This is a genomic window from Endozoicomonas sp. SCSIO W0465, assembly GCF_023716865.1.
In the GTDB taxonomy this organism is placed as follows: Bacteria; Pseudomonadota; Gammaproteobacteria; order Pseudomonadales; family Endozoicomonadaceae; genus Endozoicomonas.
Window position 1 is genome coordinate 4,582,760 of record NZ_CP092417.1, and the last position, 18,777, is coordinate 4,601,536.

The 18,777-nt window shown below is 50.2% G+C and carries 11 protein-coding genes; 4 read left to right on the forward strand and 7 right to left on the reverse strand.

Translation table 11 applies throughout. From position 1 onward, the window contains the following. Positions 1 to 29 precede the first annotated feature (29 nt). Positions 30 to 1,184, reverse strand: coding sequence for a DUF2066 domain-containing protein (locus MJO57_RS20660; protein WP_252018353.1), 1,155 nt, complete (start codon positions 1,182 to 1,184; stop codon positions 30 to 32). Positions 1,185 to 1,457: 273 nt separating this feature from the next. Between MJO57_RS20660 and purM the strand changes: the two genes are divergently transcribed. The 4 genes from purM (at position 1,458) to gloA (ending at position 4,664) form a co-directional block, all read left to right on the forward strand. Beyond that, complete coding sequence (gene purM, locus MJO57_RS20665; protein WP_252018354.1) at positions 1,458 to 2,504, forward strand: phosphoribosylformylglycinamidine cyclo-ligase; 1,047 nt, start codon at positions 1,458 to 1,460, stop codon at positions 2,502 to 2,504. Positions 2,505 to 2,612: 108 nt separating this feature from the next. Next, entirely contained in the window at positions 2,613 to 3,293 is a 681-nt protein-coding gene (purN, locus tag MJO57_RS20670; protein ID WP_252018356.1) for a phosphoribosylglycinamide formyltransferase, read from the forward strand. Continuing rightward, the gene (locus MJO57_RS20675; protein WP_252018358.1) at positions 3,290 to 4,228 is read left to right on the forward strand and encodes a DUF3108 domain-containing protein; all 939 of its coding nucleotides are present in this window, start codon (positions 3,290 to 3,292) and stop codon (positions 4,226 to 4,228) included. The genes purN and MJO57_RS20675 overlap by 4 nt, the downstream gene beginning before the upstream one ends. A gap of 28 nt (positions 4,229 to 4,256) precedes the next feature. After that, the gene (gene gloA, locus MJO57_RS20680; RefSeq protein WP_252018360.1) at positions 4,257 to 4,664 is read left to right on the forward strand and encodes a lactoylglutathione lyase; all 408 of its coding nucleotides are present in this window, start codon (positions 4,257 to 4,259) and stop codon (positions 4,662 to 4,664) included. 61 nt (positions 4,665 to 4,725) lie between these two features. Here the strand turns inward: gloA and MJO57_RS20685 are convergent, their stop codons facing one another. From MJO57_RS20685 to MJO57_RS20710, 6 genes are all read right to left on the reverse strand, one after another. Further along, the gene (locus tag MJO57_RS20685) at positions 4,726 to 7,359 is read right to left on the reverse strand and encodes a hypothetical protein (RefSeq protein ID WP_252018362.1); all 2,634 of its coding nucleotides are present in this window, start codon (positions 7,357 to 7,359) and stop codon (positions 4,726 to 4,728) included. A 482-nt stretch (positions 7,360 to 7,841) separates the two neighbouring features. Continuing rightward, the gene (locus tag MJO57_RS20690) at positions 7,842 to 9,890 is read right to left on the reverse strand and encodes a Pur family transcription activator (RefSeq protein WP_252018364.1); all 2,049 of its coding nucleotides are present in this window, start codon (positions 9,888 to 9,890) and stop codon (positions 7,842 to 7,844) included. 11 nt (positions 9,891 to 9,901) lie between these two features. After that, positions 9,902 to 10,990 carry a hypothetical protein gene (locus MJO57_RS20695; protein ID WP_252018366.1) on the reverse strand — a complete coding sequence of 363 codons (1,089 nt, stop codon included), beginning with the start codon at positions 10,988 to 10,990 and terminating at the stop codon, positions 9,902 to 9,904. Between the two features lie 429 nt (positions 10,991 to 11,419). After that, positions 11,420 to 11,581, reverse strand: a complete 162-nt coding sequence (locus MJO57_RS20700; protein ID WP_252018367.1) for a hypothetical protein — start codon at positions 11,579 to 11,581, stop codon at positions 11,420 to 11,422. Between the two features lie 202 nt (positions 11,582 to 11,783). Beyond that, the gene (locus tag MJO57_RS20705; protein WP_252018369.1) at positions 11,784 to 14,846 is read right to left on the reverse strand and encodes a hypothetical protein; all 3,063 of its coding nucleotides are present in this window, start codon (positions 14,844 to 14,846) and stop codon (positions 11,784 to 11,786) included. Positions 14,847 to 14,988: 142 nt separating this feature from the next. Then, positions 14,989 to 18,534 (reverse strand): hypothetical protein, encoded by a 3,546-nt coding sequence (locus tag MJO57_RS20710; RefSeq protein WP_252018371.1) that lies wholly within the window; start codon positions 18,532 to 18,534, stop codon positions 14,989 to 14,991. Positions 18,535 to 18,777: the final 243 nt, after the last annotated feature.

Here is an 18,777-nt window from a genome sequence, read left to right on the forward strand (position 1 = left end):
TAAACGAACAGCCCCATGGTAAAAGCCCGTCAGTTGGACCAGCGGTAGTATATGGTTGCAGCTGCAGCGTCAGACTGCGCACCCGGTGAAGCTGGTCTGAGGTGTCGCCCCAGGGCCAGGGCATCGGCTAACTGGCTTTCAGAACCATCAATAACCAGCGCCAACTCAACCGTTGAACCGGTCACTCGATGCACAGACACCTCACGAATGGCCGTCATCCGCTCAAGGTATTTATTAAGGGCGGCATAATCTTCCAGACTGGAAATATTCTCAACCACCAGCAGAGTCTTGCCACTGGCATCAGAGGCATCAATGGCATAATGACGGGACAATGTTGTCCCCACCAGATCAGCCGCCAACTGAGTAACCGCAACCGCATCAAGGCCATTAACCGCCACAGACTGATTCCCCCCTCTGAATATCAGACTCAGCCGACCATAAAAGAGTTCATTCTTTGGTGATAGAGAGCCCGGTGATGGAGAGCCCGGTGATGGAGAGCCTAGTGATAGAGAGCGTGATAAACGTCCGGTCAGAATCGATTCAGAACCATAACGCCGCGAAGCGTCCTGCAATTTGCGAGTAAAACCGCCCCATACATCGACGGTGGAAATCGCTGCAGCATCTTCAAAGTCCATCAATGGAAAGAGCAGAGGCAAGCCCCGCCCCCGGAAGCTCTCAGCAAACACCGCCGGAAAGTTACCTGAGGCATTGACGATTGAGCGTTGCCCGCCATCTTCCACCGCCAGCCATACCAGCGTTGACGGTCTGCTTGCGCTCCATATGGCTACACCAGCACTGCGTAGCAGGCGATTTATTGCCTGCTCATCAAACACCGCTTGAAAATACTGCTGTTGGTTGAGAGAGGCGTCCTGATTAGAGGAAGCGCTGCGAAAACCAAACTTACTAATGTAAGTTTCCGGCCTGGCCAGCGCACGGCTTACCACCGGGTTGGCCAGTACCTCACGCTGCCCGGCCACTTTCACCAGCACATTTGCCAACGCCTGACTCATGGCCTCGGTCCGCTCCTGGTAGCCCTGTCCGGACACAGGCACTTCCTGACTGTATAGTCCTTTGACCGTGGCAGCACGGGCATGGTCAGGCGATGTGGACAGCACCACAAGACCCAATACCAGGCAGACCACCTTAACGGCGGAACGAACCTGATGAGCAAATAAAAAAGTCAATGGGCTGATCAAGTGTTGATAGCAAGCTTTGCATCGCATAGCCACAGGCATCAATAAAATCCTGTTCGTAAAAATCAAATAAATGTCATTCTGCCATAAGCGACAATTTGGTAACAGCATTGCGATAAATAGCACAGCCTCCTAGAATAGCCGCCTTCATCCACCCAAACCATATTGGACTGAGCACCGTCTCAGGTCAGTGAACAGTCCAGATTAAAACACCTCCGGCACTGCCGGTGGTAACCAGCTCTGGCAACAAGCGGATTCATAGCAATGAACAAATCGGATTCCAGAACCTCCCTGAGTTACAAGGATGCCGGTGTCGATATCGACGCTGGAAACGCTCTGGTTGAGCGGATCAAACAGGTGGCAAAGGCCACTTCCCGCCCTGAGGTGATGGGTGGTCTGGGCGGTTTCGGAGCGCTTTGCCAGCTGCCAACCGGGTACCGGGAACCGGTTCTGGTTTCCGGTACGGACGGCGTTGGTACCAAACTGAAGCTGGCCATGGACCTGGATATGCATGACCATATCGGCATCGATCTGGTGGCCATGTGCGTCAATGACCTGCTGGTTTGTGGTGCCGAACCGCTGTTCTTTCTGGACTATTACGCCACCGGCAAATTAAATGTGGATGTGGCAGAGCGAGTGGTCACCGGTATTGGCAAAGGCTGTAAACAGTCTGGCTGTGCCCTGATCGGGGGTGAAACGGCGGAAATGCCCGGCATGTACCAGGGTGACGATTATGACCTGGCCGGCTTCTGCGTCGGCGTTGTGGAAAAATCTGCAATCATTGATGGCAGCAAAGTCTCTGCTGGTGATGTGTTGATCGGCTTGAAATCCAGCGGGCCACACTCCAATGGTTACTCACTGATCCGCAAGGTACTCGACGTGGCCGGATCAGACCTCAATGCCCCGCTGGAAGGCCGACCACTGGCCGAGCATTTGATGGCGCCAACACGTATTTACGTCAAATTATTGCTGCAGCTGCAAAAAGAGCTGCCTATCCATGCCATGGCTCATATCACCGGGGGCGGCCTGCCTGAAAATCTGCCCAGGGTGATTCCCCGTGGCTGTCGTGCGCTGATCAACACACAGAGCTGGGAAATCCCGGCTATCTTCCGTTTCCTGCAGGAAAAGGGCAATATTGACGCCTTTGAACTGTATCGTACCTTCAACTGTGGTATTGGTATGGTGCTCTGTATTCCCGAGAGCCATCGGGAGCAAGCAATCAAACATCTGGAGGCATTGGGGGAAGAAAGCGTCATTATCGGCCATATTGAATCGGCTGACAGCGATACCGATCCTGTCGTTTTGCAATAACCGGGACGGTTAAACGTACTTTCTAACCAATATCAGGCCTCGGTGCCATTTCACTCAGGCCTACCGGATTCCAGTTACGAAATCATCGAAAGCATTCAGGAAACAGCAGTGAGCGAGAAGCCAGCCGCAAGCCCAAAAAAGCGAGTTGTCGTTCTGCTATCAGGAAACGGCAGTAATCTTCAGGCACTTCTGGACCAGGAACATAACTACAGTTATCACGTTGTCGGGGTCATCAGCAACGTACCAGAGGCTTATGGGCTGGAAAGGGCCAGACAACACAAGGTTGCCGCACTCGGCCTGGACTACAAAGTCTTTTCATCCCGGGGCGCCTTTGATCAGCGACTGGTTGAAGAGGTTAACCGCTTTGAGCCGGACCTTGTGGTACTGGCCGGTTATATGAAAATTCTAAGCCCCGAATTTGTGGAGAAATTCGCTGGCAGACTGATCAATGTTCACCCATCCCTGTTACCGGAATACAAAGGCCTTGGCACCTACCGTCGGGTACTGGCTGATAAAAAAACCCAACATGGCTGCACGGTTCACTTTGTAACCCCCGAACTGGACAGTGGTACCCATATCATTCAGGCGTCACTGAGTATCGGACCCAACGATAATGAAGATAGCCTGAAACAGCGAGTGCAGGCCATGGAGCACCGGATTTATCCCCTTGCTGTGCACCTGATCACTTCCGGACGACTGCAGCTGACCGGTGATAAAGCGTTACTGGATGACCACCCTGTTGACCCGCTGGGCTACCAACTGCAGGAAAACGCCCTGGAACTGGCATGATCAATCAGGTTCAATCATTTTTTCATCGTCATCGTTTTCATCGCCACTGTTTTTATCACCACCGTTTTCATCACTACAAAGTGAGCATGGTGAGCATGAAAAACTCAATAACAACGAACTACGACCAGTACAGCCTGCTCTTTTTGCCAGTAGCACTGGTCCTGACGTTATTGACTGAGGGAAATACGAGTTTTGCCGCCACCAGCACAAACCCGACACAACAACCCGAAAAAGTGACCGCTCCGCCTTTCACCCTCAAACCCTATTCTGCAACCTACAAGGCAACCATCAAAGGTGTCCCCTTTGGTGGTTCCGGAGAACGATCCCTGACCAAAAATGCAGACGGCACCTGGACGCTTGAGTTCAGTGCCGATGCCGCTTTCTTTGGCATCAAACAGACCAGTCATTTTACCCGTAAAGGTTCACAGCTGATCTCCAGCCAGTACGTTCAACAAAGAACAGGCCTTGGCAAAAAACCAACGGAATATGCCGCCTTCGATTGGTCCGGCAACCGGGTTAACTGGCAACAGGGTGACAAGCAGTGGTCGATGAACCTGAAACCGGCAACGCTGGACAACCTGAGTTATCAGCTGAAACTGCGTATGGATCTGGCATCGGCCAATGGCCAACCGCTGAGATATGACATTGCTGATGATAATAGAATTTATCAACGCAAATTCATCATCGAAGGTGAAGAGATATTAAAGACTGACCTTGGCAACCTGAAAACCGTCAGAGTCAATATACTCAGAGACAGTGATCAACGGGCAACCTGGATCTGGTTTGCCAAAAACCATGATTATTTTCTCGTCAAGCTGCTGCAGGAAGAAAAAGGCACCGCCTACACCATTGAGATCAAAGAGGCTTCCATTGATGGTAAACCATTGAAGAAGAAGCAGACCACAACACTGCCTGAACAAGCTGAACACCCCTAATCAATGTAAACAACTGAAGGAGCCTGAAATGCGATTTCTTCACACCATGCTGCGTGTTGGTAACCTGGATCGATCCATCCACTTTTATACTGAAATTCTCGGTATGAAACTGCTGAGAAAACACGACAACGAACAGTATCAATATACCCTGGCGTTTGTTGGCTATGCCGATGAGTCTGAGCAGGCCGTGATTGAGCTGACCTACAACTGGGGAACCGAACACTATGACCTGGGTAATGCCTTTGGTCATGTTGCCCTGGGCGCTGATGATATTTATGCCACCTGTGACGCTATCCGTAAGGCCGGTGGAAAGATCACCCGTGAGCCCGGTCCGGTTCTCGGGGGGACCACTGAAATTGCCTTTGTAGAAGACCCGGATGGTTACAAAATCGAGCTGATTCAATCCAGGGCCGCTTCTGAAGGGCTTAATGGCTAATCCTGACTTTCTTCCTGATTAAGCACAGCAGTGAATCAGTTCTGTGAATCTGCCCAGGTTTTCACAGAACTGATTCAGATTGCATCATCGCAAGCAGTGCTTTGATAAAGTCCTTCTTCCTGATCTCGTAATCACTCACATGTCTGGTGGTCAATAGCCAGTGGTTAACACTTTGCTCAAAACCATCACGGTATGCATGGCTACGTAATTGCCATTGAAGTTTCTCAGTAAGTGCATAAAGGTGTTGTTGTTCCCGGAGCTGGTCAGGCCGGTCGTCAGGTTTTTCTTCAGAGTACAGAGCGATGAATTGTTTGGCTTTATGCAGGGTAAGCAGAGAACGCATAAGCAAGCCAAAAATACACTCCTCCGTTGTCTTGGGGAGATTGAAAAGAATGGTTCGTGGTATGTCGAATACCCTGCCTTTTCGCAATTGCTCAGTTAGCAGAATAAGGTTATCAGCCACATGTTTCAGCGTGTCATTCAATAACCTGGTTTCTTCAGCAAACGGCAAACAGCACACCGGCTTCTCAACGCCAGGGACGTGAACTGACAGCCGTTCTGCATTGCCATGTGTTACTCTGGTGTCAACACTGACCTGAAGCCCCATTGCTTTCGTAGCAAAATCACCCTCTCTGAGAACAATATTGTATGCTTCGGGTAATTTGATCTCCTGACATCCATGCATTGGCCAGATGAGGATACGTTTGGGGATGTCTGAATCCTCGTCGGTATTAAGTGCCCGCAGCCTGTCAAGGAGTGTTCTGGCGGCCACCTCTGTCGCGCAAATAATGTCAATATCATTGAATGATGGGCAGCGGTGCTGTAAAAAACGCGCGTATGAACCGGTAATCACAATAGGTGGATCAGTATAACCGCCATTGATTTCCTGAATAATATCCAGTGCTTTCAGCGTTAAGGCATTGAACTGCAGAACCTGCTGGTTCGGAGAAAACGCAGTGCTTGTTTGCAACGTTGGTTTTAACGCTTGCTTCCGGTTTTGGGCCGCATTGACGGTAGCTGCTCTGGTGACGGACGCGCTCTCTGCTTTTTCTTTTACGCTATTGACTGAATGGACTGAATGGCCATTGCTTCTATCATTGCCCCGCCCCGGAACGATATTATCCGGTTTAAACAGTAACTGATCCATTATATTGGCATGGGCGCTGCATTGTTCAAACCAGCAGCGTAAAGCATGACGCAATTTGCTTCCTTCAGGGAAACTCTGAAGGCACTTCAGGACCTCACTCTTATGGATTGGTCGTCCATCAACAGACTGGTTCGTAATATAACATCGTGTCAGGAAAAAGAACGGTAAGCGTGAATTTTTAAATGAACGCCTGAGTGTTGTGATGATTTGCCATACCGCTTCTGCTGACACGCTCTGATGATCAATGAGTAACTGATACTGCATCGCCATGAATTTCAATATACATTGCAGCCGACGCTGCTCATCATTTTTGATCGATACGCTGTTTAAGATTTGCCAGGCCTGTTGAATGGTATCCTGAGCGTCATCGATTTCATCGTACAGCTGGGGTTGATTTAACCTTTGCATCAGGAATTCAGCTTGCCTTGAAGAGTGATCCCCGGGTACGTCATTAAATGCTTCCAATACTTTTTGGTTATCCAGACAGGAGCTATTCAATTCTCTTGCATGCAATGCCAGCTGAGAATAAAAAATAGCCTTTTCGAGCCACCAGCCACCGTGTTCATAATCCTTAACCACGGCATTCGGTATGACCTGCCGGCCATTCAACGGCAACCCCCTTAGGCAACATTGTTCTTTAAAGCGGGCCAGCTCCAGTGCTGCCCTGGCTGCCTGATAATCCTTAACCACGGCATCCGGTGTGACCTGTTGTCCATACAACGCCAGGCCCCTCAGGCAACATCGTTCCTTAAAGCGCGCCATCCCCAGTCTGCCTTCCGGGTTCTCCGGGAAATCCTTAACCACGGCATCCGGTATGACCTGCTGACCATGCAACGCCAAGCCATTCAGGCAACATTCCGCTTTGAAGCGTGCTATCCCCAGTTTGCCTTCCGGGCTGTCCGGGAAATCCTTAACCACTGCTTCCGGTGTGACCTGCTGACCATTCAACAGCAGTCCCCTCAGGCAACATTGTTCCTTAAATCGCGCCAGCTCCAGTATTGCTCTGACTGCCCGGTAAACCTGAACCACGTCACCCGGCGCAACCTGCTGACCATTCAACGCCAGGCCCCTCAGGCAACACTCCTCTTTGAAGCGCCCTAGCGCCAGTGTTGCATTGGCTGCCTGAAAATCCTTAACCACCGTATCCGGTGTGACCTGCTGACCACTCAACGGCAGCCCCTTCAGGCAACATTGTTCCTTAAAGCGTGCCAGCTCCAGTGTTGCGTTGGCTGACTGAAAATCCTTGACCACCGCATCCGGTGTGACCTGCCGGCCATTCAACACCAGGCCCCTCAGGCAACATTCTGCTTTGAAGCGCGCCAGCTCCAGTGTTGCTTCAACTGCCTGTAAATCCTTAGCCACCGTATCCGGTGTGACCCACTGACCATTCAATGCCCAGCCCCTCAGGCAACACTCTCCTCTAAAGCGTGCTATCGCTAACTGGCACTTACTGCTTCGACCTGGAGCCCGGTTGAATTCCTGAATGACCCGGTCCGGGGTGATTTTTCTATTGTCATGCAGAATGTTCTGTAAACAGAGCTTTTGCAAAAAGAAACCACGTCTGAGCGAGGTTCTGTCATTTACATACGCTGTGAGCACATCAGCCGAGGTGATTTGACGTCCTTTTAAAATATTTTTTTTCCAAAAAGCATCTTCAAAACATTTACCTTCATCCAGGGGGGGAGCTGTACCTCTATGCGAGTGATGACTTGAGACTCGTTTACCGTTAAATACACTTCCGGGATGGTTGGAAATCCCGCTTGAACCGGTTTGTTGAGTTTGTCGCCCCCCCCTGACAGGTGACCCTGGGTGGAGGCAGGTTGATGCTGTTGCCTTCAGAATGACCCCCTGCTCACTTGGACTGTAAACGCTACCATTTGACCTCAAAATGATGATCAGGTTCCATCGAAGGTGTGTCAGGGAAGTCAAGTTAAACGGGTGTTTTTTTGTACGGTTATACATCAATAAAACCTGCCCATACAGAAAAGGCATGAACCACAATGCTGAATGGGCGGCAGGTGATCAACAGTTCATTGGGTTGAGTTTACCCAACCTTGTTCAGGGCACATCATCGCCAGCAGTACCTTGATAAAGCCTTTCCTCTTGATCTCGTAATCATTCACATGCGCGGTTGTCGATAGCCAGCGGTTAACGCTTTGCTCAAAACCATCACGGTATGCATGGCTACGCAATGTCCATTGAAGTTCCTCGGTAAGTGCATAAAGGTGTCGTTGTTCCCGGAGCTGGTCAGGCCAATCGTCAGGTTTTTCTTCAGAGTACAGAGCAATAAATTGTTTGGCTTTATGCAGGGTAAGCAGAGAACGCATAAGCAAGCCATAAATACACTCCTCCGTTGTGCTGGGGAGGTTGAAAAGAATCGTTTGTGGTATGTTCAATACCCTGCCTTTTTGCAATTGCTTAGTTAGCAGAACAAGGTTATCAACCAGATGTTTCAGCGTGTCATTCAATAACCTGGTTTCTTCAGCAAACGACAAACAGCATACCGACTTCTCAACGCCGGGGACGTGAACTGACAGCCGTTCTACATTTCCATGTATTACTCTGCTGTCAACACTGACCTGAAGCTCCATTGCTTTCGTAGCAAAATCACCCTCTCTGAGAACAACATTGTATGCTTTGGGTAATTTGATCTCCTGACATCCATGCATTGGCCAGATGAGGATACGTTTGGGGATGTCTGCATCCCCGTCGGTATTAAGTGCCCGCAGCCTGTCAAAGAGTGTTCTGGCAGCAACCTCTGTTGCGCAAATAATGTTAATATCATTGAATGATGGGCAGCGGTTCTGTAAAAAGCGCGCATATGAACCGGTAATCACAATGGGTGGACCGGTATAACAACCATTAATTTCCTGAATAATCTCCAGTGTTTTTAGCGTTAGCGCATTGCATTGCGTAACCTGCTGATCCGGAAAAAACGGCGTGCCTATTTTTAATGCTTGTTTCAAAACTCGCGTCAGGTTTTGAGCTGGACTGATGGTAGTTGCCCAAGGGATGGACGCGCTCACTGCTTTTTCTTTTTCGCTATTGACTGAATAGACTGCATGGCTATTGCTTCTATCATTGTCGCGCCCCGGAACGGCATTAGCTCGTTTAAACAGTAACTCATCCATTATATTGGCTTCGGCGCTGCACCGATCAAACCAGCGGCTTAAAGCATAACGCAGCTTGCTTCCTTCCGGGAAACTCTGAAGGCACTTCAGGATCTGGCTCTTATGGATTTGTCGTCCATCAACAGAGCGGTTCGTGATATAACATTGTGTCAGGAAGAAGAACTGTAAGCGTACATTCTGAAATGAACTTCTGAGTGTTGTGATGGTTTGCCATACTGCTTCTGCTGACACGCTCTGATGATCAATGAGTAACTGATACTGCATCGCCATGAATTTCAATATACATTGCAGTCGACGTTGCTCATCATTTTTGATCGATACGCTGTTTAAGATTTGCCAGGTCTGTTGAATGGTATCCTGAGTGTCGTCGGTCTCATCGTACCGCTGAGGTTGCTTTAACCTTTCCATCAGGTATTCAGCCTGTCTAGAAGAATGATCCCCGGGCACGTCATTAAATGCTTCCAATACTTTTTGGTTATCCAGATAGCCGCTATTCAATTCTCTTGCATTCAATGCCAGCCGAGAATAAAAAATAGCCTTTTCGAGCAACCAGCCACCGCGTTCATAATCCTTAACCACCGCATCCGGTATGATCTGCCGGCCATGCAACGGCAACCCTCTTAGACAACACTGTTCTTTAAAGCGGGCGAGGTCCAGTACTGACCTGGCTGCCTGATAATCCTTAACCACGGCATCCGGTGTGACCTGCTGACCATGCAACGCCAGGCCCCTCAGGCAACATAATTCCTTAAAGCGCGCCATCCCCAGTTTGCCTTCCAGGCTCTCCGGGAAATCCTTAACCACGGCATCCGGTATGACCTGCTGACCATTCAACGCCAGGCCCTTCAGGCAACATTCCGCTTTGAAGCGCGCTATCCCCAGTTTGCCTTCCGGGCTGTCCGGGTAATCCTTAACCACTGCTTCCGGTGTGACCTGCTGACCATTCAACAGCAGGCCCCTCAACATTGTTCCTTAAATCGCGCCAGCTCCAGTATTGCTCTGGCTGCCTGATAATCCTCAACCACGGCACCCGGCACAACCTGCTGACCATTCAACGCCAGGCCCCTCAGGCAACATTCCTCTTTGAAGCGCCCTAGTGCCAGTGTTGCATTGGCTGCCTGAAAATCCTTAACCACCGTATCCGGTGTGACCTGCCAACCACTCAACACAAGGCCCCTCTGACAACATTCCGCTTTGAAGTGCGCTAACCCCAGCTTGCCTTCCGGACTATCCGGAAAATCCCTGACCACCTCATCCGGTGTGACCTGCCGACCATTCAACGCCAGACCCCTCAGGCAACATTCTGCTTTGAAGCGCGCCAGCTCCAGTATTGCCCTGGCTGCCTGATAATCCTTAACCACTGTATCCGGTGTGACCTGCTGGCCATTCAACGCCAGACCCTTCAGGCAACATTCCGCTTTGAAGCGCACTATCCCCAGTTTGCCTGCCGAACTATCCGGAAAATCCTTGACCACCGCATCCGGTGAGACCTGCTGACCATTCAACACCATGCCCCTCAGGCAACATGTCGCTTTGAAGCGCGCCAGCTCCAGAGAGGCTTTGACTAACTGATAATCCTTGACCACCGCATCCGGTGTGACCTGCTGACCATTCAACGACAGGCTCTTCAGGCAACAGTTTTCTTTAAATCGCGCTAACCCCAGTTTGCCTGCCGGACTATTCGGAAAATCCTTGACCACCGCATCCGGTGTGACCTGCCGACCATTCAACGCCAGGCCCCTCAGGCAACATTCTGCTTTGAAGCGCGCCAACTCCAGTGTTGCTTCAACTGCCTGTAAATCCTTGGCCACCGTATCCGGTGTGACCCACTGACCATTCAATGCCCAGCCCCTCAGGCAACATTCTTCTTTAAAGCGTGCTATCGCTAACTGGCACTTACTGCCTTGACCTGGAGCCCGGTTGAACTCCTGAATGACCCGCTCCGGGGTGATTTTTCTATTGTCATGGGGAATGTTCTGTAAACAAAGTTTTTGCAAAAAGAAACCACGTCTGAGCGAGGTTCTGTCATTTCCATAGGCTGTGAGCACATCAGCCGAGGTGATTTGACGTCCTTTTAAAATATTTTTTTTCCAAAAAGCATCTTCAAAACATTTACCTTCATCCAGGGGGGGAGCTGTACCTCTATGTGATTGATGACTTGAGACTCGTTTACCGCTAAATACACTTCCGGAATGGTTGGAAATCCCGCTTGAGCCGGTTTGTTGAGCTTGTCGCCCCCCACTGACAGCAGGTCTTGAGTGGGAGTTAGTTGATGCTGTTGCCTTCAGAATGCCCCCCTGCTCACATGGATTGTACACGCCATCGTTTGACCTCAAAATGATGATCAGGTTCCATCGCGGGTGTGTCAGACAAGTCAAATTAAACGGGCATTTTTTGGACGGTTATGCATCGCTGAAAGTTACCATATAGAAAATGCATGAACCGCAATTCTGAATGGGTGATCGGTGATCAACAGTTCATTGTATTGAGTTTACCCGATCATGTTCAGGGCGCATCATCGCCAGCAGTACGTTGATAAAGTCTTTCCTCTTAATCTCGTAATCATTCACATGCGCCGTTGTCGATAGCCAGCGGTTAACGGTTTGCTCAAAACCATCTCGGTAAGTATGGCTACGCAATTTCCATTGAAGTTCCTCAGTCAGTGCATAAAGGCGTTGCTGTTGTTCTTCCAGGAGCTGGTCGGGCCGGTCGTCAGTTTTTTCAGAGTAAGAGTCATAAATGTCCTGGCTTTATGCAGGGTAAGCAAGAGAACGCATAAACAAGCCATAAATACACTCCTCAGTTGTCTTGGGGAGGTGAAAAAAATGGTTCGTGGTATGTTCAACCTACCCTACTTTTTCGCAATTGCTCAGTTAGCAGAACAAGGTTATCAACCAAGTGTTTCAGCGTGTCATTCAATAACCCGGTTTCTTCAGCAAACGGCAAGCAGCATACCGACTTCTCAACGCCGGGAACGCAAACTGACAGACGTTGTACATTTCCATACATTAATCTGGTGTCAACATTGACCTGAAGCCCCATTGCTTTCGTTCTAAAATCACCCTCTCTGAGAACAATATTGTATGCTTTGGGTAATTTGATCTCCTGACATCCGTGCATTGGCCAGATGAGGATACGTTTGGGGATGTCTGCATCCTCGTCGGTATTAAGTGCCCGCAGCCTGTCAAGGAGTGTTCTGGCAGCCACCTCTGTTGCGCAAATAATGTCAATATCATTGAATGATGAGCAGCGGTGCTGTAAAAACCGCGCGTATGAGCCGGTAATCACAATGGGTGGATCAGTATAACCGCCATTGATTTCCTGAATAATTTCCAGTGCTTTCAGCGTTAGGGTATTGAACTGCCGGGCCTGCTGTACCGGGGAAAGCGCAGTGCCTGTTTGCAACGTTTGTTTTAACGCTTGCTCCCGGTTTTGGGCCGCATTGACGGTAGCGGCTCTGGTGACGGACGCGCTCTCTGCTTTTTCTTTTACGCTATTGACTGAATGGTTATTGCTTCGATCATTGCTCCGCTCCGGAACAGTATTATCTGGTTTAAACAGTAACTGATCCATTATATTGGCCCGGGCGCTGCATTGTTCAAACCACCGGCTTAAAGCATGACCCAATTTGCTTCCTTCAGGGAAACTCTGAAGGCACTCCAGAACCTCGTTCTTATGGATTGGTCGTCCATCAACAGGCTGGTTCGTGATATAACATCGTGCCAGGAAAAAGAACCGTAAGCGTGAATTCTGAAATGAACGTCTGAGTGTTGTGATGGTTTGCCATACCGCTTCTGCTGACACGCACTGATGATCAATGAGTAACTGATACTGCATCGCCATGAATTTCAATATACATTGCAGTCGACGCTGCTCATCATTTTTGATCGATACGCTGTTCAAGATTTGCCAAGCCTGTTGAATGGTATCCTGAGTGTCGTCGGTTTCATCGTACCGCTGAGGTTGCTTTAACCTTTGCATCAGGTATTCAGCTTGCCTTGAAGAGTGATCCCCGGGTACGTCATTAAATGCTGCCAATACTTTTTGGGTATCCAGACAGGCGCTATTCAATTCTTTTGCATGCAATGCCAGCTGAGAATAAAAAATAGCCTTTTCGAGCAACCAGCCACCGCGTTCATAATCCTCAACCACTGCATCCGGTATGACCTGTCGGCCATTCAACGCCAAGCCCCTCAGGCAACATAGTGCTTTAAAGCGGGCCAGCTCCAGTGCTGCCCCGGCTGCCTGATAATCCTTAACCACGGCATCCGGTGTGACCTGCTGGCCATTCAACACCAGACCCTTAAGGCAACATTCCGCTTTGAAACGTGCCATCGCCAGTTTGCCTTCCGAACTATCCGGAAAATCCTTGACCACTGCATCCGGTGTGACCTGTCGGCCATTCAACGCCAGGCCCTTCAGGCAACATAGTTCTTTAAAGCGGGCCAGCTCCAGTGCTGCCCCGGCTGCCTGATAATCCTTAACCACGGCATCCGGTGTGACCTGTCGGCCATTCAACGCCAAGCCCCTCAGGCAACATAGTTCTTTAAAGCGGGCCAGCTCCAGTGCTGCCCCGGCTGCCTGATAATCTTTAACCACGGCATCCGGTGTGACCTGCTGGCCATTCAACACCAGACCCTTCAGGCAACATTCCGCTTTGAAACGTGCTATCGCCAGTTTGCCTTCCGAACTATCCGGAAAATCCTTGACCACTGCATCCGGTGTGACCTGTCGGCCATTAAACGCCAAGCCCCTCAGGCAACATAGTTCTTTAAAGCGGGCCAGCTCCAGTGCTGCCCCGGCTGCCTGATAATCCTTAACCACGGCATCCGGTGTGACCTGCTGGCCATTCAACGACAGACCTCTCGGGCAACATTCCGCTTTGAAGCGAGCCAACCCCAGCTTGCCTTCCGGACTATCCGGAAAATCCTTAACCACGGCATCCGGGAGGACCTGCTGGCTATTCAGCAACAGGCCTCTCAGGCAACATTCCGCTTTGAAGCGCGCCAGCTCCAGTATTGCCCTGGCTGCCTGATAATCCTTAACCACTGTATCCGGTGTAACCTGCTGGCCATTCAACAGCAGGCCCCTCAGACAACATTCCGCTTTGAAGCGTGCTTTCCCCCGTTTGCCCTCCGGACTTTCCGGAAAATCCTTAACCACCGCATCCGGTGTGACCTGCTGGCCATTCAGCGCCTGGCCCCTCAGGCAACACTCCGCTTTGAAGCGCGCTATCCCCAGTTTGCCATGCGGGCTACCCGGGAAAGCCTTAACCACTGCAGCCGGTCTGATCTGCTGGCCGTTCAACGGCAGCCCCCTCAGGCAACATTCCGCTTTGAAACGCGCTATCCCCAGTTTGCCTTCCGGACTATCCGGGAAGTCTTTAACCACCGCATCCGGTGTGACCTGCTGGCCATTCAACAGCAGGCCCCTCAGACAACATTCCGCTTTGAAGCGCGCTATCGCTAATTGGCACTTGTTGTTTCGGTCTGGCTTTCTGTTGAATTCTTGAACTACCTGATCCGGGGTGATTTTTTTATTATCATGTGGAATGTTCTCCAGGTAGAGCTTTTGCAAAAAGAAGCCACTTCTGAGCGAGGTTCTGTCATTTCCATAGGCTGTAAGTACATCAGCCGGGGTGATTTGACGTCTTTGTAATATTTTTTTTCCCCAAAAGGCATCTTCAAAACATTTACCTTCATCCGGGGTGGTGGCTGTAGCTCTATGGGATTGATGACTTGAGACTCGTTTACCGTTAAATACACTTGAACGCCCGCTTGAACCGGTTTGTTGAGCTTGTCGCCCTCCACTGACAGCAGGTCTTGAGTGGGAGTTAGTTGATGCTGTTGCCTTCAGAATGCCCCCCTGCTCACTTGGACTGTACACGCCATCGTTTGACCTCAAAATGATGATCAGGTTCCATCGCGGGTGTATCAGACAAGTCAAATTAAACAGGCATTTTTTGGACGGTTATGCATCGCTGAAAGTTACCCATATAGAAAAGGCATGAACCACAATTCTGAATGGGTGATCGGTGATCAACAGTTCATTGTATTAATTTTACCCGATCATGTTCAGGGCGCATCATCGCCAGCAGTACGTTGATAAAGTCTTTCCTCTTGATCTCGTAATCATTCACATGCGCGGTTGTCGTTAGCCAGCGGTTAACGGTTTGCTCAAAACCATCCCGGTAAGTATGGCTACGCAATTTCCATTGAAGTTCCTCAGTCAGTGCATAAAGGCGTTGCTGTTGTTCTTCCAGGAGCTCGTCGGGCCGGTCGTCAGGTTTTTCTTCAGAGAACAGAGCGATAAATTGTTTGGCTTTATGCAGGGTAAGCAGAGAACGCATAAGCAAGCCAAAAATACACTCCTCCGTTGTCTTGGGGAGGTTGAAAAGAATGGTTCGTGGTATGTTGAATACCCTGCCTTTTCGCAACTGCTCGGTTAGCAGAACAAGGTTATCAACCAAGTGTTTCAGCGTGTCATTCAATAACCCGGTTTCTTCAGCAAACGGCAAACAGCATACCGGCTTCTCAACGCCAGGGACGTGGACTGACAGCCGTTCGGCATTGCCATGTGTTACTCTGGAGTCAACACTGACCTGAAGCTCCATTGCTTTCGTAGCAAAATCACCCTCTCTGAGAACAATATTGTATGCTTCAGGTAATTTGATCTCCTGACATCCATGCATTGGCCAGATGAGGATACGTTTGGGGATGTCTGCATCTTCGTCGGTATTAAGTGCCCGCAGCCTGTCAAGGAGTGTTCTGGCAGCCACCTCTGTCGCACAAATAATGTCAATATCATGGAATGATGAGCAGCGGTGCTGTAAAAACCGCGCGTATGAACCGGTAATCACAATGGGTGGATCAGTATAACTGCCATTGATTTCCTGAATAATGTCCAGTGCTTTCAGCGTTAGGGTATTGAACTGCAGAACCTGCTGCTCCGGAGAAAACGCAGTGCTTGTTTGCAACGTTGGTTTTAACGCTTGCTTCCGGTTTTGGGCCGCATTGACGGTAGCTGCTCTGGTGACGGACGCGCTCTCTGCTTTTTCTTTTACACTATTGACTGAATGGACTGAATGGCCATCGCTTCTATCATTGCTCCACCCCGGATCGGTATTATCTCGTTTAAACAGTAAATTATCGATTATATTGGCCTGGATGTTGCCTTGTTCAAACCAGCGGCTTAAAGCATAACGCAATTTGCTTCCTTCAGGGAAACTCTGAAGGCACTCCAGAACCTCGCTCTTATGGATTGGTCGTCCATCAACAGACTGGTTCGTGATATAACATCGTGCCAGGAAAAAGAACGGTAAGCGTGAATTTTTAAATGAACGCCTGAGTGTTGTGATGATTTGCCATACCGCTTCTGCTGACACGCTCTGATGATCAATGAGTAACTGATACTGCATCGCCATGAATTTCAATATACATTGCAGTCGACGCTGCTCATCATTTTTGATCGATACGCTGTTTAAGATTTGCCAGGCCTGTTGAATGGTATCCTGAGCGTCATCGGTTTCATCGAACAGCTGGGGTTGATTTAACCTTTGCATCAGGAATTCAGCCTGCCTTGAAGAGTGATCCCCGGATACGCCATTAAATGCTGCCAATACTTTTTGGTTATCCAGATAGCCGCTATTCAATGCTCTTGCATGCAATGCCAGCCGAGAATAAAAAATAGCCTTTTCAAGCAACCAGCCACCGTGTTCATAATCCTTAACCACGGCATCCGGTATGACCTGCCGACCATTCAACGGCAACCCCCTTAGGCAACATTCTTCTTTAAAGCGGGCCTGCTCCAGTACTGCCCTGGCTGCCTGATAATCCTTAATCACTGCATCCGGTGTGACCTGCTGACCATGCAACGCCAGGCCCCTCAGGCAACATTGTTCTTTAAAGCGCGCCAGCTCCAGTATTGCTCTGATTGCCTGATAATCCTCAACCACGGCACCCGGCGCAACCTGCTGGCCATGCAACGCCAGGCCCCTCAGACAACATTCCGCTTTGAAGCGTGCTATCCCCAGTTTACCTACCGGACCGTCCGGAAAATCCTCAACCACCGCATCCGGTGTGACCTGCCAGCCATTCAACGCCAGACCCCTCAGGCAACATTCTTGCTTAAAGCGCGCCAGCTCCAGGATTGCTTTGGCTGCCTGATAATCCTTAACCACCGCATCCGGGGTGATCTGTCGGCCATTCAACAGCAGTCCCCTCTGGCAACATTCTGCTTTGAAGCGAGCCAGATCCAGTGTTGCCTTGACTGCCTGAAACGCCTTAACCACCTCATCCGGTGTGACCTGCTGACCATTCAATAGCAGCCCCATCAGGCAACATCGTTCCTTGAAGTGTGCTAACTTCAGTTTGCCTTCCAGACTGAACGGGAACTCCTTAACCACCGCATCCGGTGTGACCTGCTGGCCGTTCAACAGCAAGCCCCTCAAGCAACATTCTGATTTGAAGTACGCCAGCTCTGGTATTGCTCTGGCTGCCTGATAAACCGTAACCACCTCATCCGCTGTGACCTGCTGGCCATTCAACAACAGCCCCCGCAGGCAGCATTCCGCTCTGAAGCGCGCTAGCTCCAGTGTTGCCCTGACTGCCTGATAATCCTTAACCACCGCATCCGGTGTGACCTGCTGGCCACTCAACAGCATCCCCTTCAGGCAACATTGTTCCTTAAAGCGCGCCAGCTCCAGGGCTGCCCTGGCCGCCCGGCAATCCCTGACCACCAAATCCGGTATGACCTCCCGGCCATTCAACGGCAGCCCCCTCAGACAACATTCCGCTTTAAAGCGCAACAGCTCCAGTGTTGCGTTGGCTACCTGATAATCCTTGAGCACCTCATCCGGAGCGACCTGCTGACCACTCAATGGCAGCCCCCTCAGGCAACATTGTTCCTTAAAGCGCGCCAGCTCCAGTGTTGCGTTGGCTGACTGAAAATCCTTGACCACCTCATCCGGTGTGACCTGCTGACCATTCAACAGCAGGCCCCTCAGGCAACATTGTTCCTTAAAGCGCGCCAGCTCCAGTATTGCCCCGGCTGCCTGACAATCCCTGACCACCTCATCCGGTGTGACCTGCTGGCCATTTAGCGGCAGGCCCCTCAGACAACAATCCGTTTTGAAGCGTACCAGTTCCAATGTTGCTTTGGCTGCCTGACAATCCTTGACCACCTCATCCGGTGTGACCTGCTGGCCATTCAGCGCCAAACCCCTCAGGCAACATTCTGTTTTGAAGCGCGCCAGCTCCAGAGTGGCCCTGGCTGCCTGGAAATCCTTAACCACCAAATCCGGCGTGACCTGCTGGCCATTCAACGCCAGGCCCCTCAGGCAACACTGTTCCTTAAAACGCGCTATCCCCAGTTTACCTGCCGGACTATCCGGGAAACCCTGAAGCACCTCATCCGGTGTGATCTGCCAGCCATTCAACGACAGACCCGTCAGGAAACATTTTTCCTTAAAGTGTGCTATTGCTAACTGGTACTTGCTGTTTCGATCCGGAACCCGGTTGAATTCCTGAATGACCTGTTCCGGGGTAATTTTTCTATTGTCATGTGGAATGTTCTGTAAACAGAGTTTTTGCAAAAAGTAGCCACGTCTGAGTGAATTTCTGTCGTTTCCATAGGCTATAAGCACATCAGCCGTGGTGACTATACGTCCTTTAAATATATTTTTTTTCCAAAAGGCATCTTCAAAACATTTACCTTCATCCGGGGTGGTAACTTTACCTCTATGAGACGGATGGTTTGAGACTCGTTTACCGTTAAAGACACTTCCGGAACGGTTGGAGGGTCCCCTTGAGCCGGTTTGTTCGGCTTGTCGGCCATC

What these genes read in the sequence shown, in the direction of transcription:
- MJO57_RS20675 (WP_252018358.1), top strand. Translation starts at nt 3,290, where the DNA reads ATGATCAATCAGGTTCAATCATTTTTTCATCGTCATCGTTTTCATCGC.
- purM (WP_252018354.1), top strand. Translation starts at nt 1,458, where the DNA reads ATGAACAAATCGGATTCCAGAACCTCCCTGAGTTACAAGGATGCCGGT.
- gloA (WP_252018360.1), top strand. Translation starts at nt 4,257, where the DNA reads ATGCGATTTCTTCACACCATGCTGCGTGTTGGTAACCTGGATCGATCC.